Source organism: Streptomyces sp. HUAS TT7 (assembly GCF_051550175.1).
Classification (GTDB): domain Bacteria; phylum Actinomycetota; class Actinomycetes; order Streptomycetales; family Streptomycetaceae; genus Streptomyces.
In genome coordinates, this window is the sequence record NZ_CP196175.1 from 3,506,920 (window position 1) to 3,531,724 (window position 24,805).

A 24,805-nucleotide genomic window follows, 5' to 3' on the forward strand; every position below is an offset into this window, starting at 1 on the left:
AGCGTGCCTCTATGGAGCTTCTGTCTGTGAACCTGGGCCGCGCCAAGGCCGCCGGCTACACCGACGCCAAGGGCGGCGTCACCGGCATCGACAAGCGGCCGGTGAGCGGCTTGGTCCGCGTGTTCGCTCCGGGCCCCAAGGGCGTGGGGGCCAGCGGTGTCGAGGGCGACGACGTCTGCGACCTGCGCCATCACGGCGGTGACCACCAGGCCGTCTACGCCTACGCCCGCGAGGACCTGGACGTCTGGGCCGAGGAGCTCGGCCGCGACCTGCCCAACGGCTCGTTCGGCGAGAACCTCACTACGTACGGCGTCGATGTGAACGATGCCCGGGTCGGCGAGCGCTGGCGGATAGGCCGCGACGTGGTCCTCGAAGTCACGTCCGGACGGATTCCCTGCCGGACGTTTGGGGACTGGCTCGATCAGAAGGGCTGGGTCCGGCGCTTCACACAGGCGGCGGTTCCGGGCGCGTACTTCCGGGTGATCGAACCGGGCGCGATCCGTGCGGGCGATGCGATCGAGGTGATCGAGCGACCGGATCACGAAGTTTCGGTGACCTTCTGGTTCCGGGCGTTCACGACCGAGCGGGCACTGCTGCCGCGCACCCTGGCGGCGGGCGACGCCCTGGAGCCCGAGGCGATCGAGACCGTACGGAAGTACCTGGCCAAGCAGGGCTCATAGGGACCGGACCCGAGCCGCTCCCCTCAAGATCACCACAAACCCCTCAAAGTCTGTCGCTATTGGGGCAGTTCATGGGAGTCACGACCGGTTGGACGGCCGGGCGGGGGCGGTCATCGCACGCCCACCGGGGGCATTAACGTGCGCCTATGACGACTGCACTGATTACGGGAGCAACGGCGGGCATCGGCGCCGCGTTCGCGCGGCGCCTCGCGGCCGATGGACACGATCTGGTGCTGGTGGCCCGGGACACCGAGAGGCTGAGCGAGCAGGCCACCGAGCTGCACGACCGCCACGGCATCGAGGCCGAGGTGCTGACCGCCGACCTGTCCACGGAGGACGGGATCGCCGCGGTCGAGGCGCGGCTCTCGCAGCCCAGGCAGCCGGTCGATCTCCTGGTCAACAACGCCGGGTTCGGCAACAAGGGCCGCTATCTCGAAGTGTCCATGGCGGACGAACTCACCATGATCAAGGTGCACATTGAGGCGGTTCTCAGGCTGACCTCGGCGGCGACCGCCTCGATGCGCGAGCGCGGGCGCGGCGGGATCGTGAACGTGGCCTCGGTCGCCGCCTTCGTACCGCGCGGGACCTATGGCGCGTCCAAGGCGTGGGTCGTGCAGTTCACCCAGGGCGCGGCCCGGGACCTCGCCGGGTCCGGGGTGCGGCTGATGGCGCTGTGCCCCGGCTTCGTGCGGACCGAGTTCCACCAGCGGGCCGGCATGGGCACCGACAACATCCCGGGCTGGCTGTGGCTGGACGCCGACAAGCTGGTGGCGGCCGCGCTGACCGACCTCGCGCGCGGCAAGTCGCTCTCGATCCCCGACCCGCGCTACAAGGCGCTGATGGGCGCGGTGAAGCTGGCGCCGCGCGGTCTGCTCGGCGGCATCACCTCCAAGACGGGCCGGAAGTACGGCCCGAAGTGAGCCGGCTGAGCCCCCGGCCTGCGCAGGCACCGATGTCGGGGGCGGCGGTCGGCGTCGGCGATGGGGGACGGGGTCTCACATGTCCTCCGTACGGACGGTTGGGGAGGCGGAGTCGAGCACGAGCCGGCAGGTGGTTCCGTTCTGCCAGGTCACCCGGACGGTGTGGCCGGTGACCTGGATGTCGGCGAGGGTGTGGACCGGGCTCGGGTCCGGTTCGGCGGTGAGGGAGGCGAGCGCGATGAACAGGGTTGGTGCGGTGCCGGTCACTCCTTCGAGCGCCCGGATATCGGAGCCGGTCCCGAACAGAGTTGATCCTGCGGCCAGTTGGTGTGCTTCTGCCGCGTAGCCGTGCACGGGGTGCAGCTGGGCGGTGCGGCCGGGGGTGGTGGCCCAGCCGGTCTGGCGGACGGGGGTGCCCGGTTCGGCCCCGGTGACCAGGTGGGCGCGGAGTTCGGCGCGGCCGTGCGCGAGGGTGACCGAGACGATCCGCACGCCGGGCGGGCCCGGTCGCGGCTCGGACAGGGATGCCGCCCAGCCGGGACCGCTGCCGAGCGGGGCGGCCGGGCCCCGGGTGGTGGACTCCCCCTCTGTCAGCAGCCCGAAGTGGTTGTCGGGCACGCCGTCAAAGGTGGGTCCGGTGGCGGTCGAGTAGGCGAAGCGGGAGTAGCAGGGGTCCTCGTCCGCGCCGCCGTCCACGTGGTGGTTGCTGCCGTGGTTGTGGAGGCGGACCAGGCCGTCCCCGGCCGTCGACTGGATCAGCAGGCCTGGCGGGCCGAGGGACACGGTGGTGTCCTCGGTCTCGGCGGGCAGCGGCTCCTCGACGGCCGTCCATACGGGGTGCTCGGGCGGCAGCAGCAGTCCGAGGTAGCCCTTGGACGCCCAGTACGGGGACGCGGGGCCCGAGTAGCGCTGGATCACCGGTGGGCAGGGGCCGTGCCAGCCCAGGGTGAGCAGCCCGGCGGCGTCGGTCGCGCCCTGGCCTTCGGGCCGGTCGAGGAAGTACTTCAGGGTGCCCGAGGCCAGCCTGCGGGTGGCGCCGGGGGTGAGCGGGGTGTGGCCGGTGAGTGCGCCGAGCCAGGGTGCGGCCGCGGCGGCGAACCGGTAGGTCAGCGAGCGCCCGTACGGCATCGGCGCGCCGTCGGCGCCGAACAGGCGGGTGTGGGCGTCGAGTTGGGCGTGCAGCCGGGGGCCGTAGCGGTCAAGGAGTTCCTGGTCGGCACTCAGATGGGCGTGCAGGACGGGATAGAAGTGGAGGGCCCAGGCGTTGTAGTGGTCGAAGGAGCGGTTCGGTCCGTCGCTGTACCAGCCGTCGCCGAGGTACCACTGGTCGATGCGTTCCAGGGCGCGCTCGATGGTGGCCTTGGCGCGGTCGGTCTCGATGCCGGCGTCCTGGAGGAATCCGGCGACGGTGAGGCCGAACAGCCACCAGTTGTTGTCGACCGGGGACGCGCCGAGGGCGGGCAGCAGCCAGTCGACAGTGCGTCGGCGGGTGCGGTCGTCGAGCTGGTCCCACAGCCAGGGGCGGGTGAGGCGGAGACCGAGGGCGACGGAGGCCGACTCGACGATCGCCTGCCGTACGTGGGTGGCGAGCGGCCAGGCCTCGGGAGACGCGGGGCTCAACTCCCCGGTGGGTACGGGTAGTTGGGTGCCCGAGGCGAGCCCCTCGGCGTAACGGTCGAGGTGGCCGTGCGGGTCGTCGCCCCGGGCCCCGGCCACGCGGAGCGCTGCGAGCAGCCAGGTACGGGCATAGCCTTCGAGCCCGTCGGAGCGCGGCCCCGACCAGCTGGGCCGGGCCCCGGGCAGATTGATCAGCCCCCGCCGGGGCGAGGCGTAGGGCCGCACGGCCAGGAGCAGTTGATCCGCCGACCGCTCCCAGTGCGCACGGGTCCAGCCGGTGTAAGGGCTGAGCTCCCGGTTCTCGGACGGGGTGGGCATGGTGTCCCCCTGGAGACGGTGGTGGAGGGTGGGGTGGGGACGGCGGGGTGGGTGGGCAGGTCCATCGGAACCTCGGCACAGGCACAGGCACAGGCACAGGCACGGGCCACGGTCCGGGCGTTCGGCCGGAGCCGCGCCGGGCTCACGACCCGGCGCGCCCAGGTCAGGGCCCGCCCCTTTCGGACCCCCACCGAGCCAGAGCACCCCGGCCCCGGCCCGGTAAATCTCTGGGAACTTAGAACTCGGTCTGATCGAACGTCAATGGATCGGACCGAATGATCGAAACTCCCATCGTTCGATCACGTTGCATTAGGGTCTGGGCCCAACCGGGCCACCACACCGCGAAGGGGATGCCGCTGTGCGTGAAAGTGCTGCTGAACGTCATGACCGACTGCTGGAACTGGTGCGTGGGCGCGGCTCGGCGCGGGTGTCCGAGCTCGCCGCGCAGCTGGGGGTCTCGCCGGTGACCGTGCGGCGGGACGTGGAGTTCCTCGCCAACGAGGGGCGGCTCGACCGGGTGCACGGGTCGGTGTCCTGGCCCGGCGCCGGGGAGGGCACCCCCACCCAGGCCCCGACCCACGCCCCGCACCAGGGCCCCGGCTCGCGCGAGCCCGTCATCGGCATGCTGGCGCCCAACGCCACGTACTACTTCGCCGAGGTCATCCGGGGTGCGCACGAGGCGGCCGCCGCCGCGGGGGCGCGGCTCATCCTTCGGATCTCGGACTACCGGCCGCAGGAGGACGCGGGCCGGGCGGCCGGGCTGCTCGCGGCCGGGGCCGAGGGGCTGCTGATCGCGCCGGGCTGGAAGGAGCCGGACGACCCGGTCGAGCACGGCGCCTGGATCGCCGGCCTCCCGGTGCCGACGGTGCTCCTGGAGCGGCGCGGAGTGCCCGGCCGGGAGCTGGACGACCTGGACCGGGTCTGCTCGGACCACAGCCACGGCGTGCTCATCGCGGTGCGCCACCTGCTCGGGCTCGGACACAGCACGCCCCTGCTCGTGGCGCGCGCGGACAGCCCGACGGCGATCGCCGTGCGCGCCGGATACCGGTACGCACTCGACTCGCTCGGCCTCAAGCCGCCGCTCCCGGTGATCGGTTCGGTGTCGGCCGAGGCGGACCCGGCCGGGTTCGAGCGGGCCGTGCAGGCGCTGCGTACCGCGGTGCTGGCCGGGCAGGCCACGGCGGCGCTGGTGCACAACGACGTGGACGCGATCCGGATCGTGCAGCGCCTGGCCGAACTGGGCGTGCGGGTGCCGGAGAACCTGGCGCTCGTGGCGTACGACGACGAGGTGGCCGCCCTCGCGGACATCCCGCTCACCGCGGTCGCGCCGCCCAAGCACGAGGTCGGGCGGTACGCCGCCGAGCTGCTGATCGAGCGTCTGCGCGGCACGCCCACGGCGGGTTCGGGCGGGGCCGAGGAAGCCCCGCGGCGCCATGTCGACCTGCTGCCGAGGCTGCGTGTGCGGGCCTCCTGCGGGGCTCCCTCCGACACCTTGGGGAGCCCGATGAGCCTTCAGTCCTGAGCCGCGACCGTCACCCGCGACGCCACATACGACCCCACCCTCGACGCCACACACGACCGTTCGAAACCGTTCAGGACCGTTCAACCCTTCTCTGATCTTTTTTCGATCAATCGAACTTTCGCTCTTGACTTCGGTCAGAACTGGGCCAAGGATCGCGGCCATCGCCTCGTCCCCTCACGTTCAGGAGCCGTTCCGTGAGCCGCAGTTGGACCAGATCGACCTCCGCCCTCGTCGGCACCGCCACCGCTCTCGCCGTGCTCACGTCCTGCGGTGGCGGGGACAGCAAGTCGGGCGACGCGGGCAAGGGCACCGCCGACAAGCCCGTCACCATCACGTTCTGGGCCTGGCAGAAGGGCTCGAAGGACGTAGTGGACGCCTTCAACGCGTCCCACAAGAACATCCAGGTGAAGTTCGAGGAGATCCCCTCCGGGAACGCCGGCGGCTACGCCAAGATCTCCAACGCCGTGAAGGCCGGCAACGCCCCGGACCTCGTCACCGTCGAGTACCCGATGCTCCCGGAGTTCGTCAGCCAGGGCTCGTTCCAGGACATCAGCAAGTACGTCACCGACGACGTGAAGAAGCAGTTCCTGCCGCAGTCGATCCAGCAGACCACGCTCGGCGGCAAGAGCTGGGCGATCCCCTTCGACGCCGCGCCCCAGGCGTACTTCTACCGCAAGGACTTCTTCGAGAAGAACAAGATAGAAGTCCCCAAGACCTGGGACGAGTTCAAGGCCGCAGCCCAGAAGGCCAAGGCCGCCGACCCCAAAGCGCGCATCGGCACGTTCTTCCCGGACGACCCGACCACCTTCGAGGCGATGGCCTGGCAGGCCGGCGCCCAGTGGTTCAAGGCCGACGGCGACACCTGGAAGCTCAGCACCGCCGACGCCGCCACCAACAAGGTCGCCGACTACTGGCAGGGCTTGATCGACGACAAGCTCGTACAGAACGCGGTCTCCTTCAGCCCCGAGTGGACGGCCTCGCTCAAGGACGGCTCCACCGTCGGCTACCTCGGCGCCTCGTGGGGCGCGGGCGTCCTCAAGGGCACCGTGCCCGACCAGAGCGGCAAGTGGGCGGTGGCCCCCGTGCCCGCCTGGGACGGCAAGCCGGCCAGCGGCATGCTCGGCGGCTCCACCTGGGCGGTGACCAAGGGCAGCACGAAGACCGAGGCGGCGCTCGCATTCGCCCAGTGGATGTCGACCACCCCGGAAGGCGTCGACGCCCGCATCAAGTCCGGTACGTCGAGCGCCTTCCCGGCAGACATCGCGCTGCGCCCGACCGCCAAGAAGGCTTTCGACACGAGCTTCTACACCGGCCAGGACATCTACCGGCTCTTCGACGCCGCGGGCAGTTCGATCAACGCCAACTGGGGCTGGGGCCCGAGCATGGGCACCACCAACACCACGCTCAAGGACCAGCTCGGCAAGGTCGCGGGCGGTTCTGTGAAGATCACCGACGCCATCAAGGCCGCCCACGACGCCACCGTCACCGAGCTGAAGAAGCGCGGGCTGAAGGTCGAGGGCTGACGACCGTGAGGACGAAGGGGCGTCCTGCGGGACGGGCCGGAGCGGGGGGCGGGGCCCCACGCGTGCCACTGCCGGGCGGCGGAAGCGATCATGGCGCGGCCATGGCGGAGGACGACGACACAGCGGCCGTACGCGCCGGGGCACCCCAGCCAGGACCGGCCCGCAGAACACCCCGCAGAACACCCCACGGAGCCCGCGGCCGTACCGGCGCTGCGGCGAGCGTGCTGCTCACCCCCTTCTTCGTCCTGTTCACCGCCGTGACGGTGGTGCCGATCGGGTACGCGGTCTGGCTGAGCCTGTTCACCGAGAAGCAGTCCGGGCTCGGCTTCGGCGGCGCCACGTCCGTGTTCAGCGGGCTCGACAACTACACGGCGGCGCTGGGCGACCGAGCCTTCCGCGAGGGCTTCTGGGTGCTGGCCGGCTACTGCGTCGTGTACATCCCGCTGATGGTCGGCGGTGCCCTCGCGCTCGCGCTGCTGCTCGACTCGACGCTGGCCCGCGCCCGCCGCTTCTTCCAACTGGCGCTGTTCCTGCCGCACGCCGTGCCCGGCATCATCGCCGCGCTGGTCTGGGTCTACCTCTACACCCCGGGCCTCAGCCCCGTCGTGAAGGCCATGAACTCCGGCGGCATCGGCTTCGACTTCTTCTCCTCCAGCGGCACGCTCCCCTCCGTCGTCAACATCGCGCTGTGGGAATGGCTCGGCTACAACATGGTGATCTTCTACGCGGCGCTCCAGGCCATCGACCGCTCCGTCCTGGAGGCGGCCACCATGGACGGCGCGGGCGAGTGGCGCACCGCGTTCGGGATCAAACTCCCGCTGATTCGCGCCTCGTTGATGATGGTGTCGCTCTTCACCGTCATCGGCTCGCTCCAGCTCTTCACCGAGCCGCTGATCCTCAACCAGGGCGGCAGTTCCACGGTCACCTCCACCTGGACGCCCAACATGTACGCCTACACCGCCGCGTTCAGCCGCAACGACTACGGCCTCGCCGCCGCCTCGGCCGTGCTCCTCGCGCTCGCCGCGGCCCTGCTCTCCTTCGTCGTCACCCGCCTCACCAACCGGAAGGGGGCCAGGGCATGACCGCCCCCGCCGCCGTGCCCCGGCGACCGAGCCGCTGGCTGTCCAGAACCGCGGTCAACGGCACACTGCTGCTCTCCGTGCTCTACACGCTGCTCCCCCTGGTGTGGCTGGTCACGGCCGCGACCAAGGACACCGGCGGCCTGCTGTCCGGCGAGGCCTTCTCGTTCAAGGGCTTCGACCTCGGCCACAACCTGTCACAGCTCGCCTCGTACAACGACGGTGTCTACTTCCGCTGGTACCTCAACTCCCTTCTGTACGCGGGCGGTGGCGCCGCCGTGTGCGCGCTGGTCAGCGTCGCCGCGGGGTACGCCTTCGACAAGTACGCCTTCCGCGGCAAGGAGAAGCTGTTCGGCGTCGTGCTGCTCGGCGTGCTCGTGCCCACCACGGCGCTCGCCCTGCCCATGTACCTGCTGGCGAGCAAGGTCGGCCTGGTCAACACGTACTGGTCGGTGCTGATCCCCGTTCTGGTCAACCCGTTCGGGGTGTATCTGTCCCGGGTGTTCAGCGCGAGCTACATCCCCGACGAGGCCCTGGAGGCCGCCCGTATCGACGGGGCGAGCGAGCTGCGCACGTTCTGGTCGGTCGGTCTGCGCATGGTGATGCCGGGCTTCGTGACCGTGTTCCTCTTCCAGTTCACCGCGATCTGGAACAACTTCTTCCTCCCCCTGGTCATGCTCAGCGACCAGAAGCTCTTCCCGCTGAGCCTCGGTCTGTACGCCTGGAACAGCAACACCCATGCCGAGCCGAGCTACTACCCTCTCGTCGTCACCGGCTCCCTCCTCGCCGTCATCCCCCTGATCGTCGCCTTCATCTCCCTCCAGCGGCACTGGAAGGCCGGGCTCGCCGCCGGCAGCGTCAAATGACCGGCCCGGACACCCAGTTACCCCTGGCCAGCGCCTCGTGAGGAGCCCGAGTCCCACCATGCACCACACCACTGACAATCGGCCCGCTCTGCTGCTCGCGATGGGTCCCGGCATCGCGGGCCGCCTCCTCGCGGAGCGGCACCGCACCCGGCTCACCGCCCTCGCCCGCACCGACCCGTACCTGGTCGCCCACGACCTCGCCGCGCCCACCGGACCGGTCGCCGCCGCCCTCGCCGAGGCCCGGATCCTGCTCACCTGCTGGGGCGCGCCCCCGCTCACCGCGGACGTCCTGGACTCGGCCCCCCACCTGCGCGCGGTGGTCCACGCGGCGGGCTCCGTCAAGCACCACATCACGGACGCCTGCTGGGAACGGGGCATCGCGGTGACGTCGGCCGCCGCGGCCAACGCCCTGCCGGTCGCCGAGTACACGCTGGCCGCGATCCTCTTCGCGGGGAAGGACGTGCTGCGCTCGGCCCAGCGCTACGCCGAACTGCGCACCGCCCCCGAGTGGTTGAGCGAGACCGAACGCACGGGGAACTACCGCCGCACCGTCGGCCTGATCGGCGCGTCCCGCATCGGCCGCCGCGTCATCGAGCTGCTGCGCCCCTTCGATTTCGAAGTCCTTCTGTACGACCCGTACCTGAGCGGAACCGAAGCGGCATCGCTGGGCGTTGAGCAGGTGTCCCTGGACGCGCTGTGCGCCCGCAGCAGCGTCGTCTCCGTCCACGCGCCCCAGCTCCCCGAGACCCACCGCATGATCGACGCCCGCCGGCTTGCCCTGATGCCGACGGGTGCCACGCTGGTCAACACCGCGCGCGGCTCCCTGATCGACGAGCCCGCCCTGCTCGCCGAACTCCTCTCGGGCCGCCTGCACGCGGTCCTGGACGTGACGGAGCCCGAACTGCCGCCCCGGGAATCCCCGTTGTACGACCTCCCGAACGTCCTGCTGACCCCGCACATCGCGGGCTCGCTGGGCAACGAGCTGCACCGCATGGCGGATCGGGCGCTGGACGAGGTGGAGCGGTTCGCGGCCGGTGTGCCGTTCGCGGATCCCGTACTCCCGGCGGCGCTGCACCACTCGGCGTGAGCCACCACCCACGGAGCAAATGGGCTAAATATCACTAAACTGGATGTAATGCACCCCGAGCCAGCCGGGAGGAGTCATGACATTCGCACAGGTGATCGACTTCAAGACCGAGCGGTTCAGTGACCTGGACCGGCTCATGGACCGCTGGGTCGAACAGACCAAGGGCAGGCGGACCGCTTCCCACGCCCTCATCGGCAAGGACCGCACCGACGGGAACCACTTCGTCGAGATCGTCGAGTTTCCCTCGTACGAGGAGGCGATGGCGAACTCGAAGCTCCCGGAGACGGACCGGATCTTCGCCGAGATGGTGGCGCTCTGCGACGGAGCGCCCACCTTCACGGACCTGGATGTGGTGCGCAACGACCAGTTGAACGCGACAACCGCCCGCCGCTTCTTCCACGAGATCGCCACGGGCGGCAACCTCGACGCGATCGACGAGGTGTTCGCGGCCGACTACGCCGACCACGACATCATCAAGGAGCAGGACACGGTCGTCGGCCGCGACGAGATACGCAACGACGTCACCGGATGGCGGTCGGCCTTCGACTTCTCCTTCGACCTCGACCGGCAGATCTGCGAGGGCGACGACGTGGTGACGCTGTGGACGTGGAAGGCCACCCACACGGGCGACTTCCAGGGCCTCCCGGCCACCGGCAAGCAGGTCACCATGACCGGCACCACGATCTTCCGGTTCAAGAACGACAGGATCCAGGAAGGCTGGTGGCACTACAACGTCATGGGGCTGATGAAGCAGTTGGGCATCGCGGGCTGAGCAGCCGAGCCCTCCCGCAACGGGGAAGGCCCCCGCCCCGCCTCGACGGCGGGAGCGGGGGCCTTCACACGTACTGCGGGCCCGACGTCGCAGACGTCAGTGGGAGTGGCCGTGACCGTGGCCGTGACCGGCGTCGGCCTCTTCCTCGGCCGGCTTCTCGACGACCAGGGTCTCGGTCGTGAGCAGCAGGGACGCGATGGAGGCGGCGTTCTCCAGGGCGGAGCGGGTGACCTTGACCGGGTCGATGACGCCGGCCTTGACCAGGTCGCCGTACTCGCCGGTGGCGGCGTTGAAGCCGAAGCCCTTGTCGAGCTCGCTCACCTTGGAGGTGATGACGTAGCCCTCAAGGCCGGCGTTCTCGGCGATCCAGCGCAGCGGCTCGACGACGGCGCGGCGGACGACCGCGACACCGGTGGCCTCGTCGCCGGCCTTGTCCAGGTTGCCGTCCAGGACCTTGGCGGCGTGCACCAGGGCGGAGCCACCACCGGAGACGATGCCCTCCTCGACCGCGGCGCGGGTCGCGGAGATGGCGTCCTCCAGACGGTGCTTGCGCTCCTTGAGCTCCACCTCGGTGGCGGCGCCGACCTTGATCACGCACACGCCGCCGGCCAGCTTCGCGAGGCGCTCCTGGAGCTTCTCGCGGTCCCAGTCGGAGTCCGTGGCCTCGATCTCGGCCTTGATCTGGTTGACGCGGCCCTCGACGTCGGCGCTGTTGCCGCCGCCGTCGACGATCGTGGTGTCGTCCTTGGTGATGGTGACGCGGCGCGCGGTGCCGAGCACCTCAAGGCCGGCCTGGTCGAGCTTGAGGCCGACCTCTTCGGCGATGACGGTCGCGCCGGTGAGGGTGGCGATGTCCTGCAGCATGGCCTTGCGGCGGTCGCCGAAGCCCGGGGCCTTGACGGCCACGGCGTTGAACGTGCCGCGGATCTTGTTGACGACCAGGGTGGAGAGCGCCTCGCCCTCGACGTCCTCGGCGATGATCAGGAGCGGCTTGGAGGCGCCGGCCTGGATGACCTTCTCCAGGAGCGGCAGCAGGTCCTGGATCGAGGAGATCTTGCCCTGGTTGATCAGGATGTACGGGTCGTCGAGGACGGCCTCCATGCGCTCCTGGTCGGTGACCATGTAGTGCGAGAGGTAGCCCTTGTCGAAGGCCATGCCCTCGGTGAACTCCAGCTCCACACCGAAGGTGTTGGACTCCTCGACGGTGATGACACCGTCCTTGCCGACCTTGTCCATGGCCTCGGCGATGAGCTCGCCGATCTGCTTGTCCTGGGCGGACAGCGCGGCGACGGCGGCGATGTCGGTCTTGTCCTCGATCGGACGGGCGGTCGCGAGGAGCTCGTCGGAGACGGCCTTGACCGCGGCGTCGATGCCCTTCTTGAGGGCGGCCGGGGAGGCGCCGGCGGCGACGTTGCGCAGACCCTCGCGGACCAGCGCCTGGGCCAGGACGGTCGCGGTGGTGGTGCCGTCACCCGCGATGTCGTTGGTCTTGGTCGCCACCTCCTTGACCAGCTGGGCGCCCAGGTTCTCGTACGGGTCGTCGAGCTCGACCTCGCGCGCGATGGTGACACCGTCGTTGGTGATGGTGGGGGCGCCGAACTTCTTGTCGATGACGACGTTGCGGCCCTTGGGGCCGATCGTCACCTTGACGGTGTCGGCAAGCTTGTTGACGCCGCGCTCAAGGGCGCGACGGGCGTCCTCGTCGAACTTCAGGATCTTCGCCATGGGAGCGGTTCAGCCCTCTCGAAAACTCGGGTTAATGACACTGCGCCCCTCGCCGCCCGGCAATCAGCGGGGTGACCAGGGGCGCAGCTCTCAAAGCATTCGCTTCGAACTCGAAGTACTCGCGTACTTCGGTGAATTACTTCTCGATGATCGCGAGCACGTCGCGGGCCGAGAGGACGAGGTACTCCTCGCCGTTGTACTTCACCTCGGTGCCGCCGTACTTGCTGTACAGCACGATGTCGCCGGTGCTGACGTCGAGCGGCAGACGCTCGCCGTTCTCGAAGCGGCCCGGACCCACGGCCAGGACGACGCCCTCCTGGGGCTTCTCCTTGGCGGTGTCCGGAATGACCAGGCCGGAGGCCGTGGTCTGCTCGGCGTCGAGCGGCTGGACCACAATGCGGTCCTCGAGCGGCTTGATGGCAACCTTGGAGCTGGCGGTCGTCACGATCCGGTCTCCCCCTTCGGAGATCTCACGGGGTTAACTGTCTGGGGTGGCGACCAGGTGGATCCGTCGTCGCGGGTGCCGGACCTGCCCGTCGCTACTTGGCACTCTCCGGTGGGGAGTGCCAGAAGCGAGACTAGGACGGTGATTAGCACTCGGTCAAGCGGAGTGCCAATCTGCCACCGCCACGGCGGACGCTTCCCGGGCTTGTGGCCACCTGTGTGACCCTGGACGGCATGCGCATTCTGGTCGTCGAGGACGAAACCGGGCTCGCCGACTCGCTGCGTCGGGGCATCTCCGCCGAGGGCCACTGGGTCGACCTCGCGCACGACGGCCACCGCGGGCTCGACCTGGCGCTCACCGGCGGGTACGACGCGATCGTGCTCGACCTGATGCTGCCGGGGCTCAGCGGCTACGAGATCTGCCGGCGGATGCGGCGGCTCGGCGATCTCACCCCCGTCCTGATGCTGACCGCCAAGGACGGCGAGTACGACGAGGCCGACGGGCTCGACTCGGGGGCCGACGACTATCTGACCAAGCCCTTCTCCTTCGTGGTGCTGCTCGCCCGGCTCCGCGCGCTCGGCCGCCGGGCCGGGGCCGCGCGCCAGGACACCCTCCAGGCCGGCGACCTCACCCTCGACACCGCCGCCCGGCGCTGCCGGCGCGGCGAGCGCGAGATCGAGCTGACCGCCCGCGAGCTGGCGGTCCTGGCCTGCCTGATGGCCGAGCCGGGCCAGGCCGTCGCCAAGCAGCACATCCTGGACGAGGTCTGGGACAGCGCCACGGGGGCGGACGGCGGGATCGATCCGAACATCGTCGAGGTCTATGTCTCTTCGCTCAGGAAAAAGATCGATTCTCCGTTCGGCCGTCGATCGATCCTGACCGTGCACGGGGTCGGCTACCGGATGGCGCCCGATGGGGGCTGAGCCACACAAGCCCATGAAGTGGCCGCGGCCCCGGACCGTGCGCGGGAAGGTCGCCGCGGCCGCCGCCCTCGCGATGGCGCTGCTGCTCGCCGCGGGCGGGATCTGGCTCTACATCGTCCTGCGCTCCAACCTCCTCGACAACACCACCGGCCGCACCGAGCTGGCCGCCCGCAAGGTCGCCGCCCAGGTCGACACCGGGACCGTACGAACACAGCTGCCGCCGCCGGACGACGGCGTCGACCTCGTCGTCGTGCTCGACGAGCGCGGCCGGGTCACCGCCGCCAGCCAGGAGACCGGCGCCGCCGAGGGGCTGGCCGATCTGCGCCCGCCGGACGGACAGGACTCGGCGTCCCGGCTCCTGAAGGAGGCGGGCCGCCACGAGGTCGCCGTCGTCGTACGCGCCCAGATTCCCGGCGGCCCGGCGAGCTATGTGTACGGGATGACCGTGCTCAGCGACGTCGACGACGCGACCGGCGCCATCGGGTGGGCCCTGCTCGCCAGCGCCCCGCCGCTGATCGCGCTCGCCGCCGCCATCGCCTGGGCCGGCACCGGGCTCGCGCTGCGCCCGGTGACCTCGATCCGCACCGAGCTCGCCGAGGTCAGCTCCAGCGAACTGGACCGGCGGGTCCCCGACCCCGGCGGCGCCGACGAGATCGCGCTGCTCGCCCGGACCGTGAACGCCACGCTCGACCGGCTCGAACAGGCCCATGTCCGCCAGCGCGAGTTCGTCGCGGACGCCTCTCACGAGCTGCGCAACCCGATCGCCGCCGTCCGCTCCCGGCTCGAAGTCGCCCTCACCGCACCGGACTCGGCGTCGGTGCGGGCCGCGCTCGACGACACCGAGCGGCTCCAGCGGATCGCCGCCGACCTGCTGCTCCTGGCCCGCCTCGACGGCCACCCGCAGCCCCTGGCCGAGCCGGTCGACCTGACGCTGCTCGCGGCCGAGGACACCGCGCGCAGGCGGGCCGCCCGGGTCCCGGTCGAGCTGCTCGCCGATGCTCCCGTGCCGGTGCGCGGCGACCCGGCGCAGCTGGAGCGGATGCTGGCCAACCTCGTCGACAACGCGGTACGCCATGCCCGTACGAAGGTGCGGGTGCGGGCCGCCCGGGAGGGCACGGACGCGGTACTCGAAGTCGCCGACGACGGGCCCGGCATCCCGGCCGCCGACCGGTCCCGGATCTTCGAGCGCTTCGTACGCCTGGACACCGCCCGCGCCCGCGAGAGCGGCGGCACCGGGCTCGGGCTCGCGATCGCCCGCGAGATCGCGCGGGCCCACGGCGGGGAGCTGTCGGTGGGGGCGGGCCCGGGCGCGACGTTCACGGCGCGGCTGCCGGGGCGGTTCTGAAGCCGTAGGGAGCCAGGTGGTTCTGAAGGCGTCTTCAGGACCCTCAGGATTCCTTCAGCGCCCGGGGCACAGCATCGGTCGGCGTGAGCCACCGTCGAATGAGCCGCAGCCGAATCAGCCGCCGTCGCACAAAGCGTTCCGGCCCGATGCGCCTGGTGCGCACGTTCGCCCTTGCCGCCGCCGTCCTGGTGCTGTGCGCGCTGGCCGGCGGCTGGTACCTCTACCGCGACCTGGCCGGGAGCATCGGCACCTCGCACGCGCTCGGCGACAACGCGCCCAAGTCGGTCGGCGGGGACACCAACATCCTGCTGATGGGCCTGGACAGCCGCAAGGACCAGAACGGCGACGACCTGCCGCCCGAGGTCCTCGACAAGCTGCACGCGGGCAGTTCCGACATCGGCGGCTACAACACCAACACCCTGATCCTCCTTCACGTGCCCGGCGACGGCAGCAGGGCGAAGGCGTTCTCGGTGCCCCGCGACGACCTGGTCGACATCCCCGGCCACGGCCAGGACAAGATCAAGAAGGCGTACGGCCTGGAGAAGGCCCGCACCGAGGAGAAGCTGGCCGCGCAGGGCGTGACCGACAAGGGGAAGCTGGAGACGGCGGGCCGCGAGGCGGGCCGCCGGGCCGAGATCGAGACCGTACGCAACTTTCTGGGCGTGCCCATCGACCACTTCGCCGAGGTGAATCTCGCCGGGTTCTACCACCTGGCCGACGCCCTGGACGGAGTGACGGTCTGCCTGAAGAAGCCCGTGAAGGACAAGTACTCGGGCGCCGACTTCCCGGCCGGCAGGCAGACCCTGAACGGGCAGCAGTCCCTCGCGTTCGTGCGGCAGCGGCACGGGCTCGACGGCGGCGACCTGGACCGTACGCGCCGTCAGCAGGCGTTCCTCGCTTCGGCGACGCAGAAGCTCGACTCGGCGGGCACCTTCACCGACCCGGTCCGCCTCCTGAATCTGCTGAACGTGGCCAAGCAGGATCTCGTCACCGACAAGGGCTGGGACCTGATGTCGTTCGTCAAGCAGGCCAGGAATGTATCGGGCGGGAATGTGGCATTCACGACACTTCCGATCGAGCGATTCGCCAAACACCGGGGCGAAGACGTCAATATCGTCGATCCGGTGAAGATCAAGCAGATAGTCGCGGAACAGACCAATCCGGTTCATTCGACACCGCCCACCGCGCCCGAGGGCTCCCCGGCGCCGGGCAGGAGCAAGGCGCCACCCGCTCCCGCACCCCCGGTCATCGACGGCGGCGGCATCCCGTGCGTCGACTGAGCCGGGCCGGCGGTCCGGGCCCAATCGCGGCCCGGCGCCGCCGTTCCGAGGCGCTGCTCCTGCTGCTCGTCGTCGCCGTGACCGCGTTCGGCCACGCGGCGGCCGCGATGGCCATGACGGGTCAACTCACGCGTGCCACCTACGAGTTCGCTGTCAGCATGGCGCTGATCGCGCTCGCCGGACATCTCACGGTGCGCCGGTACGCCGCGTACGCCGACCCTCTGATCCTGCCGCTCGCCCTGCTCCTTTCGGGGCTCGGCCTGGTGCTGCTCTACCGGCTCGACGCCACGTACGCGCACAAGTTCAAGTCGGAGGCCACCGCCTCGGGCCAGCTCATCTGGACGGTCATCGGCTTCGCGGTCGCGCTCGCCACCCTGGCCGTGCTGCGCGACCACCGACGGCTCCAGCGCTACATCTACCTCTGCATGGCCGCGGCGCTCGTGCTGCTCATGGCCCCGGCGTTCTTCCCCGGCGACACCTACGGCGCCAAGCGCTGGATCTTCATCGGCTCGTTCTCACTGCAGCCCGGCGAGTTCGTCAAGATCATGATCGCGGTGTTCTTCGCGGGCTATCTCGTCGTCCACAAGGACTCGCTCGCGCTCACCGGCCGCAAGGTGCTCGGGGTCCGGCTGCCGCCCGGCCGCCAGCTCGCGCCGATCCTGACCATCTGGATGGTGAGCCTGCTCGTCCTGGTCTTCGAGCGCGACCTCGGCACCTCGCTGATCTTCTTCGGCCTGTTCGTGGTGATGCTGTACGTCGCCACCCAGCGCACCAGCTGGGTCCTGACCGGCATCGTGATGGCGGCGGCCGGGGCGTTCGTGGTCGGCTCGACGGAGCCGCACGTCAAGGGCCGTATCGTCGCCTGGCTGCACCCCTTCGACATCTATCTGCCGCCCGCCGAACGCCCGCCGGGCCTCATCTCCGACCAAGCGGCCCAGGCCCTGTTCAGCTTCGGCAGCGGCGGCATGACCGGCACCGGCCTCGGCCGCGGCCACCCGGAACTCGTCGGCTTCGCGGGCCGCAGCGACTTCATCCTGACCACGGTCGGCGAGGAACTCGGCCTCGCCGGAATGATGGCGGTCCTCGCCCTGTACGCGCTGCTCGTGCAGCGGGGTCTGCGTGCCGCGCTCTCCGCGCACGACGGCTTCGGCAAGCTGCTCGCGACGGGCCTCGCGGCGGCCCTCGCGCTCCAGGTGTTCGTGGTCGCGGGCGGGGTGACGGGCCTGATCCCGCTGACCGGCAAGGCGCTGCCGTTCCTCGCCAAGGGCGGCTCGTCCCTGGTCGCCAACTGGCTGATGATCGCGCTGCTCATCCGGATCAGCGACAGCGGTGAACGGCAGCGGGAGGCCGAACTCGGCGTGCCGGAGCGGGAGTTGGAGCTCGAACCGATGAGGGCAGGCGCTCGGGCATAGTCGCCCGGCGCGCGGCACGGCCTTCCGCGCGGCCCTGCGCCCGAGCCGCTCGAACGGGGCGGCGGGCGCGGTCGGCTCCGTACATCCGGCCGGCGGGCCGAGCAGCGCACCGGCGGCGAGCAGACCGGCCAGGGAGGCCCGGAGCCGGTGCGCGCGCTTCACCGCGGCTCCTCGGGAAAGGTCACACGTAGTCCTCCAGACGAGCCACCGCGTATCCCTTGTCGGTGATCACCTTCATCACCTGCCGGATCATGTCGGGCATGGTTCCGTTCCAGTCCTGACGGCCGCGGAAGTGGGTCAGGATGATGTCGCCGGGGTGCAGGTCGCGGTCCCACTCGCGCCATTCCATGTGATCGGTGAAGGCCTCGGCGGCCCACAGCGGCGCGGCCTTGATGCCGCAGGACTGGGCGGCCCTGAGGGTGTCCTCGTTGTAGTTGCCGTACGGCGGTCGGAACAGCCGGGGCCGCACGCCCGCCCACTGGCCGATCTTGTCCTGCTGGTCGCAGATCTCGTGCCGCTGCTCGTCGTAGGACAGCGCGGGCATGTAACGGTGGTTGAGGGTGTGGTTGTTGAGCGTGACCCCGAGGCCCTGCATCTTCCTGAAGTAATCGTGGTCGTCCTTGACCAGGTAGTCGCTGAGGAACGCGCTGTAGGGGATGCGGAGTTCCTGCATCATCTTCAGGAAGGTGGGGTCCTTCTCGGCGCCGTCGTCGATCGTGAGGAAGACGATCCGGTCCTTGGTGGGGACGGTGGTGAAGACCGGCGGCAGCGAGTCTCCGCCGTCCGTCTCGAACCCGGGGCGGTTGGTGATCCTCGGCTTGACGGCGGGCGGCGGGGGCGCAAGCAGCGGCGGCTTGGCGAGGCCCCATTTCTTGACGGCCGCGAGCCGGGCGGCCTCGGCGCTCTTGAGCTGGTCGGAGTGGTCGGCGGGGCCCTTCTTGGCGGCCTCGGCGCCGGGGCGGCCGACCTCGCCTTCCTCGGAGGAGCAGCCCGAGGTGAGCAGGGCGGCGCCGAGGGCGAGGGCAAGACAGGCGACCTTCGTCCGGGATTTTCCTTTTTGTCGTACTAGCTGCATGGCGCCGCATCCTGTCAGGCGCGGGCCCCGCGACCCGTACGACACCGCCGCCGGCGGCCGCGCCATCGCCCGCCTGGCCCACAGCGGGGCGGCGGCTGGACGACAATGACGGGGTGAACGACCTCGACACCTTCTCCCTGCTGCTCACCGACGAGGGCCGCACCCTGCTCGCATCGCTGCGGGACTACGACCCGTCCCAGGAACTGGCGGTCGCCACCCGGCTGCGCCGCGAGCACGACGCGGGCCTGGTGTCGGCGGCGCTCGGGCAGGCACGGCTGCGGCAGCGGGCGGTGGCGAAGTTCGGCGCGGCGGACGCGCACCGGATGTTCTTCACGCCGAACGGCGTCGAGCAGTCGACCCGCACCTCGGTCGCCACCCACCGCGCGGAGGCCTTCGCCTCTCACGGCGTACGCAGCGTGGCGGACTTGTGCTGCGGCATCGGCGGCGACGCGCTGGCCCTCGCGCGGGCCGGGATCTCGGTCCTCGCGGTGGACCGCGACCCCCTGACGGCGGCGGTGGCCCGCGCCAACGCGGAGGCGCTGGGCCTCGCGGACCTGATCGAGGTGCGCTGCGCGGACGTCACGGACGTCGATACGTCGGGATACGACGCGGTCTTCGTGGACCCGGCGAGGCGAGGCGGCAGACAAGGAGGGGTCGCGCGAAGCGCGTCGGTGAGGGGCGGTGGCCGGGCGACGGGCGGGCGAATCTTCGACCCGGAGGCGTACTCTCCCCCGCTCTCGTGGGCGATTTCGGCGGCCCTCGCATCCCCCTTCGCCGCGCTGAAGATCGCCCCCGGCATCCCGCACGAGGCGATCCCGCCGCAGGCCGAGGCGGAGTGGATCTCGGACGGGGGCGACGTGAAGGAAGCGGTGCTGTGGTTCGGCACCGGCGTGACCCCGGGCGCCTTCCGCGCCACCGTGCTGCCCGCGGCCGCCGCGCTGTGGGCCCCGTCCCCGCTCGCCGCGCCGCCGGTGGGCCCGGTCGGCCGCTACCTCTACGAGCCGGACGGCGCGGTCATCCGCGCGCACCTGGTCGCCGAGATCGTCGAGCAGTGCGGGGGCCGTCTGATCGACGAGACGATCGCGTACGTCACGAGCGACGAGCCGTACGCGTCCCCGTACACCTCGGCGTACGAGATCACCGACCAACTCCCGTTCAACATGAAGAAGTTGAAGGCGTTGTTGCGGGAGCGGGGGGTGGGGGTACTGACGGTGAAGAAGCGGGGGTCGGCGGTGGAGCCGGAGGAGGTGCGGCGCAAGGTGAAGCCGCAGGGGCCCCATGCGGCGACGGTGTTCCTGACGCGGGTGTCGGGTGCGCCGACGATGCTGATCGGCAACCCTGTGCCGCGCCCTTAGGGGGACCCCCATGACGGGCTGAAGATCCCGGTACCGGCCAGGGCTGGTCCCGCTAGGGGCGCGGGGAACTGCGCACCCCGCCCTCGCCGGCCCGCACTCACATTCCCGCCCCCCCAGCGGAGCGCCTAGCCGAGGTCGGTCAGTTCGTCCGCGTAGACCTGGGACAGGGGCTGAGGCCCCACATACTGCTGGCAGTTGCACTGGGCCGACTCGAAGCGGAGCGGCTTCTTGTTCTCGTCCCAGGCGACCGGAACCTCAACCCGCTCATGACACTTCCCCGCCTTGTCATGCTTGGCCAAGTGGTGCGTGCACCCGCACACCGGCTCCGGCGGCTTGTTCGCGGCCTCCACGGCAAGACGTTCCTGCTTGGCCGCCTCAAGACGCTCCATCTTCCGCTCGTGCCGGGTACGCAGCGCGGTCCGGGCGTTGTCGATCGCCCAGCCGAACCCGCCCATCCAGAAAACGATCAGAATCCACCAGTACCAGGCCACTGCGACCGTCCTTCCCCCGGGATGCATCACCGCATGCCTCTGCGGCATCCCAAGGATAGGCCTGGGGTCAGCGCGATGCCCTGGGGGCCAGGGAGCGCAGCACCCAGCGCCGGTGCGCGGCCGCCTTCACGACGCCGACCAGTCCGGTCAGCCAGCAGATGAGGCCGAGCCCCATGCCGTAGACGACGAGCGCGTACGTGTCGTGGCCCGGGTCTGCGGTCGCGGGCAGCACCAGACACACCGCGAGGCCGCCCGCGCACAGCAGCACCGAGGGAACCAGCCAGGCCAGGCTCAGACCGGGCCTGCGCAGGTTCCGGTCGAGCACGGGATCGCGGTCCAACTCGCCCCACTGGCGCAGGAGTTCACGGATCCGGCGGTCCTTGCGCAGCCCGAACCCGACGGCGAACCCGGTCGGGATCATCACGCCGAGGCCGAGCAGCAGGAACACCCCACCGACGATCGCGGTGAGGACGTCGGTGAGCGAGGTGAGCGCCGTGCCGACCAGCGACCAGCCGAGCGCGAAGAGCGCCGCCCACAGCCAGTGCAGCCCGAGCCGCCCCACCCCCAAGTACCCCTTGACCAGCGCCTCCAGGACCCGCGCCCGGTCGGCGAGCAGCGCGTTGCGGTCGGGCCAGGCGCGTATCTCGGCCGGGGGCGGCGAGGGCGGAAGCGGCGAACGGGGCGACATGCGCCAGAGATTATCGGGGCCGGCCCCCCGCCCCACCCCGGGGCTCCGCCCCAGACCCCGTGCCTGCCGGGCTCAACCCCGCCAGGGGCGCGGGGAACTGCGCAACCAGCCACCCGCCCCAGCCGCGCCCGCGTCGCGTCACGCGTCCCGCATCGCCTGAAGGTCCAGCTTCTTCATGCCCATGACCGCCGCCATGACCCGGTCGGACTTCTCCGCGCCCTGGCCGAGCAGCTCGGGCAGCTCGGCGGGGACGATCTGCCAGGACAGGCCGTACTTGTCCTTCAGCCAGCCGCAGGGTCCCTCTTCGCCGCCCTCGCCCAGCCGCGTCCAGAACCGGTCGATCTCCTCCTGGCTGCCGCAGGCCACCGAGAGCGAGATCGCCTCGGTGAAGGAGAATTGCGGGCCGCCGTTGAGGGCGGTGAACTTCTGGCCCGCGAGCTGGAAGTCGACCGTCATGACCGTGCCGGGCTCGCCCGGCGTCGACGCCGAGTAGTGGGTGATCCCCACGATCTTCGAGTCGCCGCCGAAGATCGAGACGTAGTGGTTGGCGGCTTCCTCGGCCCGGTTGTCGAACCAGAGGAAGGTGGTGATCTTCTGGGTGATCTTCGCGGACATCCTCGGCCTCCTTGGCGTTGCCCGGCCCCCTCTGGGCGGCATCAACAGGTAGACCGGCCCCGCCCGCGAAACTCATCGCCGTACGGCCCGGAGAATCGCCGCCTCCTCGCGGCCCGGCCGTACCAGCAGATCACCGCGGCCACCGGGCGGCAACATTTCCCGGAACGCTTCCCGAGGGGCCGGGGCCGAAGCCCCGGCCGCAGCAGGCCGAGGGCCTAGCCCTCGGCGATCTCCCGCACCTCCGAGGTGACGTCCCACTCCTTCTCGTGGATCTGGAGGAACCGCTTGGTCCACTCGATCGCCTCCGCCTTGTCCTTGGCCTGGATGATCGCGTAACCGCCCACGACCTCCTTGGACTCGGTGAACGGGCCGTCGGTGACGGTCAGTTGACCGCCGCTCCAGCGGACCCGGGTGCCCTCGGCCGAGGGTGTGAGCCCGGCGGTGTCGAGCAGGACCCCGGCCTTGGTCATCTCGCCGATCAGGTTGCCCATCCGCTCCATGAGCTCGGGGCTGGGGCCGCCCGCGGGGGTGTTGTTCTCATCGAGGCGGACCATCGACAGGTAGCGCGGCATGATCGTCTCCGTTTCCAGTTCCGTGGATCCCGTTTCTGCGGATCCCGTTTCCACGGGTTCCGTTTCTGCGGGTTCCGTTTCTGCGGTTCCGTGCAGGGCGGGGACCGTTTCCCCGCCTCTCGCTCATACGTCGAACGGGAGACGGCCCGATCGACACCGCCCCGGAAATCCAGCGGGATTTTTTTCCGGCGCCGATCGGTGCTGGTCAGGCGCTCGTCAGGACGACCAGCTGCTGTGTCGCCCGGGTCATCGCCACATAGCGGTCGACCGCCCCTTCGATGCCCTCGCCGAACTCCGCCGGGTCGACGAGCACGACCAGGTCGAATTCGAGGCCCTTCGACAGCTCCGGCGTCAGGGACCGGACCCGGGACGTGGCCCGGAAGCCGGGGGCCCCGATGACGCAGGCGATCCCGTCGGCGTGCTCGGCGAGCCAGCTCTCCAGGACCGAGTCGAGGTCCGCGACGGATCCGTGGACCACCGGGATGCCGCTGCTGCGGATGGACGTCGGCACGTTGGCGTCCGGGAGCGCGGCCCGGATGACCGGCTCGGCCTCGGTCATGACCTCTTGAGGCGTGCGGTAGTTGATGCTGAGCGACGCCACGTCGTTCCGGTCGAGCCCGATCCGCTCCAGGCGCTCCTGCCACGACTCGGTGAACCCGTGCCGGGCCTGCGCGCGGTCGCCGACGATGGTGAAGCTGCGGGACGGGCAGCGAAGGAGCAGCATCTGCCACTCCGCGTCCGTCAGTTCCTGGGCCTCGTCCACGACGACGTGCGCGAACGGCCCGGCGAGCAGGTCCGGTTCGGCGGTGGGCAGGGCGCTCTCGTCGATCAGGGTGTCCTGGAGGTCCTTGCCGCGCAGCATGCGCAGCGCGCCTTCGCTCTCGTCGCCGGCCGAGTTGAAGTTGGAAGCCGAGATGATCTCGTCGATGACGCCGGCCATGCGCTCGCGTTCGGCGGCGACCACGGCGTCGTGCTGCCGCTTGCGCCGTTCCGCCTCCCGGTCGCCGAGACGGAGCCTGGCCGCGTCCAGGAGCGGCAGGTCGGACACCGTCCAGGCCTTGGCGTCCGCGCGCCGCAGCCTGCGTACGTCGTCGGGGGCGAGCCAGGGCGCGCACATCCGCAGGTAGGCGGGCACCGACCACAGGTCGCCGACGACATCGGCCGCGTCGAGCAGCGGCCACGCGCCGTTGAGGGTCTCGACGAGCTCCCGGTCCTGGCGCAGCGCCTTGCGGAACTCCTCGGGCGTGACGTCGTCGCCGTCGTGCTTGTCGAGGAGGATCGAGACCAGCGCCTCCCACACCAGCTCGCGGCCCTCGTTGTGCGGGGTGCCCGGTCCGGGCGCGTCGAATGCCTCGGCCCAGTCGTCGGCGGTCAGCCGGACGTCGGACCAGGGCGTCGTGACGGTCATGCCCCGGGTGGGCGGGTCCTCGTAGAACCGGACGGCCGTCTCGACCGCCTTCACCATGTCGGCGGACGACTTCAGGCGTGCCACGTCCGGGTCGCTCTCGTCCTGTGCCTCGGCCCCCTCGGTGACGAGGTCCCGCAGGATGCAGGTCTGCACGCCCTCCTCGCCGAGGCTCGGCAGGACGTCGGCGACGTAGTCCAGGTAGGGCCGGTGCGGGCCGACGAACAGGACGCCGCCGCGGCGGTGGCCGAGGCGCGGGTCGGAGTACAGCAGGTAGGCGGAGCGGTGCAGGGCGACGACAGTCTTGCCCGTACCGGGGCCGCCGTCGACGACGAGGGCACCGCGCGATCCGGCCCGGATGATGGCGTCCTGGTCGGACTGGATGGTGGAGAGCACGTCGCGCATCCGGGACGAGCGGTTGGTGCCCAGGCTCGCGATGAACGCGGACTGGTCGTCGAGGGCGGCGTGCCCTTCGAGCCCGTCGGCGCTGAACACCTCGTCCCAGTAGTCGCTGATCCGGCCGCGGGTCCAGCGGTAGCGGCGGCGGCTCGCCAGGCCCATCGGCTCGGCGTGGGTGGCCGCGAAGAACGGCTCGGCGGCGGGGGAACGCCAGTCGAGCAGCAGCCGGCGGCCCTCGCTGTCGGTGAGGCCGAGCCGTCCGATGTAGAGGGGCTCGGAGTCGTCCGCGCCGACGATGCGGCCGAGGCACAGGTCGAGGCCGAAGCGGCGCAGCGCGCGAAGGCGGCCCGTCACGTGGTGGACCTCGACGTCCCGGTCCATCACGGCCCGGCCGACGCCGCCGGGCGCCTTGCGCAGGGTGTCGAGGCGGTCGGACAGCTCGGCGATCGTCTGGTCGAGGCTTTCCGCGATGGCCGCGAAGTGGCGCTCGTCGTCACCGATCAGCGTCGGGTCGGCCTTGGCGGCAAGGCGGTCGGGAAGGTCGAAGGCGCTCGTGGTCAGGTGGTCCATGCCATCAGCTCCGAACAGCACACGCACTGAGTGAATCTCCCGTTTACGCAGGTAGGGGCCTTAGGCGAGAGATTGTGCGGCACGATGGGGGCCTTGCCGCAAGCCCCCCGGTGCGCTATAT

The 24,805-nt window shown here is 70.7% G+C and carries 22 protein-coding genes; 13 read left to right on the forward strand and 9 right to left on the reverse strand.

What is annotated here, in order from left to right:
* Positions 1-11 precede the first annotated feature (11 nt).
* Entirely contained in the window at positions 12-680 is a 669-nt protein-coding gene (locus ACSHXC_RS15585; protein ID WP_438292208.1) for an MOSC domain-containing protein, read from the forward strand.
* Positions 681-826: 146 nt separating this feature from the next.
* Positions 827-1,600: an SDR family NAD(P)-dependent oxidoreductase gene (locus tag ACSHXC_RS15590; protein ID WP_438292209.1), complete on the forward strand. Its 774-nt coding sequence runs from the start codon at positions 827-829 to the stop codon at positions 1,598-1,600.
* 75 nt (positions 1,601-1,675) lie between these two features.
* Here ACSHXC_RS15590 and ACSHXC_RS15595 read toward each other — a convergent pair whose 3' ends face one another.
* Complete coding sequence (locus ACSHXC_RS15595; RefSeq protein ID WP_438292210.1) at positions 1,676-3,535, reverse strand: DUF2264 domain-containing protein; 1,860 nt, start codon at positions 3,533-3,535, stop codon at positions 1,676-1,678.
* A 358-nt stretch (positions 3,536-3,893) separates the two neighbouring features.
* Between ACSHXC_RS15595 and ACSHXC_RS15600 the strand changes: the two genes are divergently transcribed.
* The 6 genes from ACSHXC_RS15600 to ACSHXC_RS15625 all read left to right on the forward strand — a co-directional run bounded on the left by ACSHXC_RS15600 (position 3,894) and on the right by ACSHXC_RS15625 (position 10,384).
* The gene (locus ACSHXC_RS15600) at positions 3,894-5,057 is read left to right on the forward strand and encodes a substrate-binding domain-containing protein (RefSeq protein ID WP_438292211.1); all 1,164 of its coding nucleotides are present in this window, start codon (positions 3,894-3,896) and stop codon (positions 5,055-5,057) included.
* A gap of 194 nt (positions 5,058-5,251) precedes the next feature.
* On the forward strand, positions 5,252-6,580 hold the full coding sequence (locus tag ACSHXC_RS15605; protein WP_438292212.1) for an ABC transporter substrate-binding protein: 1,329 nt from the start codon (positions 5,252-5,254) through the stop codon (positions 6,578-6,580).
* Positions 6,581-6,681: 101 nt separating this feature from the next.
* Positions 6,682-7,662 (forward strand): carbohydrate ABC transporter permease, encoded by a 981-nt coding sequence (locus ACSHXC_RS15610; RefSeq protein ID WP_438292213.1) that lies wholly within the window; start codon positions 6,682-6,684, stop codon positions 7,660-7,662.
* Positions 7,659-8,525 (forward strand): carbohydrate ABC transporter permease, encoded by an 867-nt coding sequence (locus ACSHXC_RS15615; protein WP_438292214.1) that lies wholly within the window; start codon positions 7,659-7,661, stop codon positions 8,523-8,525. The genes ACSHXC_RS15610 and ACSHXC_RS15615 overlap by 4 nt, the downstream gene beginning before the upstream one ends.
* 58 nt (positions 8,526-8,583) lie before the next feature.
* Complete coding sequence (locus tag ACSHXC_RS15620) at positions 8,584-9,612, forward strand: hydroxyacid dehydrogenase (RefSeq protein ID WP_438292215.1); 1,029 nt, start codon at positions 8,584-8,586, stop codon at positions 9,610-9,612.
* A gap of 76 nt (positions 9,613-9,688) precedes the next feature.
* Positions 9,689-10,384 carry an ester cyclase gene (locus tag ACSHXC_RS15625; RefSeq protein WP_438292216.1) on the forward strand — a complete coding sequence of 232 codons (696 nt, stop codon included), beginning with the start codon at positions 9,689-9,691 and terminating at the stop codon, positions 10,382-10,384.
* A 96-nt stretch (positions 10,385-10,480) separates the two neighbouring features.
* Here the strand turns inward: ACSHXC_RS15625 and groL are convergent, their stop codons facing one another.
* Together groL and groES are read right to left on the reverse strand one after the other, a co-directional pair.
* Positions 10,481-12,109, reverse strand: coding sequence for a chaperonin GroEL (gene groL / locus ACSHXC_RS15630; RefSeq protein WP_189963042.1), 1,629 nt, complete (start codon positions 12,107-12,109; stop codon positions 10,481-10,483).
* A gap of 136 nt (positions 12,110-12,245) precedes the next feature.
* Complete coding sequence (groES, locus tag ACSHXC_RS15635; protein ID WP_053727656.1) at positions 12,246-12,554, reverse strand: co-chaperone GroES; 309 nt, start codon at positions 12,552-12,554, stop codon at positions 12,246-12,248.
* 233 nt (positions 12,555-12,787) lie between these two features.
* On the opposite strand from groES, the gene ACSHXC_RS15640 reads away from it, so the two are divergent.
* From ACSHXC_RS15640 to ACSHXC_RS15655, 4 genes are all read left to right on the forward strand, one after another.
* Positions 12,788-13,477 carry a response regulator transcription factor gene (locus tag ACSHXC_RS15640; RefSeq protein ID WP_438292217.1) on the forward strand — a complete coding sequence of 230 codons (690 nt, stop codon included), beginning with the start codon at positions 12,788-12,790 and terminating at the stop codon, positions 13,475-13,477.
* Positions 13,478-13,490: 13 nt separating this feature from the next.
* Positions 13,491-14,822, forward strand: coding sequence for a sensor histidine kinase (locus tag ACSHXC_RS15645; protein WP_438292218.1), 1,332 nt, complete (start codon positions 13,491-13,493; stop codon positions 14,820-14,822).
* A gap of 98 nt (positions 14,823-14,920) precedes the next feature.
* Positions 14,921-16,102 (forward strand): LCP family protein, encoded by a 1,182-nt coding sequence (locus ACSHXC_RS15650; RefSeq protein WP_438292219.1) that lies wholly within the window; start codon positions 14,921-14,923, stop codon positions 16,100-16,102.
* Positions 16,090-17,514 carry an FtsW/RodA/SpoVE family cell cycle protein gene (locus ACSHXC_RS15655; RefSeq protein WP_438292220.1) on the forward strand — a complete coding sequence of 475 codons (1,425 nt, stop codon included), beginning with the start codon at positions 16,090-16,092 and terminating at the stop codon, positions 17,512-17,514. Before ACSHXC_RS15650 ends, ACSHXC_RS15655 begins: the two co-directional genes overlap by 13 nt.
* 181 nt (positions 17,515-17,695) lie before the next feature.
* Here ACSHXC_RS15655 and ACSHXC_RS15660 read toward each other — a convergent pair whose 3' ends face one another.
* Positions 17,696-18,589, reverse strand: a complete 894-nt coding sequence (locus ACSHXC_RS15660; RefSeq protein WP_438292221.1) for a polysaccharide deacetylase family protein — start codon at positions 18,587-18,589, stop codon at positions 17,696-17,698.
* 113 nt (positions 18,590-18,702) lie between these two features.
* Between ACSHXC_RS15660 and ACSHXC_RS15665 the strand changes: the two genes are divergently transcribed.
* Positions 18,703-19,944 carry a class I SAM-dependent methyltransferase gene (locus tag ACSHXC_RS15665; protein ID WP_438292222.1) on the forward strand — a complete coding sequence of 414 codons (1,242 nt, stop codon included), beginning with the start codon at positions 18,703-18,705 and terminating at the stop codon, positions 19,942-19,944.
* A gap of 125 nt (positions 19,945-20,069) precedes the next feature.
* Here the strand turns inward: ACSHXC_RS15665 and ACSHXC_RS15670 are convergent, their stop codons facing one another.
* The 5 genes from ACSHXC_RS15670 to helR form a co-directional block, all read right to left on the reverse strand.
* On the reverse strand, positions 20,070-20,435 hold the full coding sequence (locus tag ACSHXC_RS15670) for a hypothetical protein (RefSeq protein ID WP_438292223.1): 366 nt from the start codon (positions 20,433-20,435) through the stop codon (positions 20,070-20,072).
* A 67-nt stretch (positions 20,436-20,502) separates the two neighbouring features.
* A complete protein-coding gene (locus ACSHXC_RS15675; protein ID WP_438292224.1) occupies positions 20,503-21,123 on the reverse strand; it encodes a hypothetical protein in 621 nt (206 codons plus the stop codon).
* 138 nt (positions 21,124-21,261) lie between these two features.
* A complete protein-coding gene (locus ACSHXC_RS15680) occupies positions 21,262-21,738 on the reverse strand; it encodes a VOC family protein (RefSeq protein ID WP_438292225.1) in 477 nt (158 codons plus the stop codon).
* A gap of 215 nt (positions 21,739-21,953) precedes the next feature.
* Positions 21,954-22,310 (reverse strand): YciI family protein, encoded by a 357-nt coding sequence (locus ACSHXC_RS15685; protein ID WP_438292226.1) that lies wholly within the window; start codon positions 22,308-22,310, stop codon positions 21,954-21,956.
* A 205-nt stretch (positions 22,311-22,515) separates the two neighbouring features.
* Entirely contained in the window at positions 22,516-24,684 is a 2,169-nt protein-coding gene (helR, locus tag ACSHXC_RS15690; RefSeq protein WP_438292227.1) for an RNA polymerase recycling motor ATPase HelR, read from the reverse strand.
* Positions 24,685-24,805: the final 121 nt, after the last annotated feature.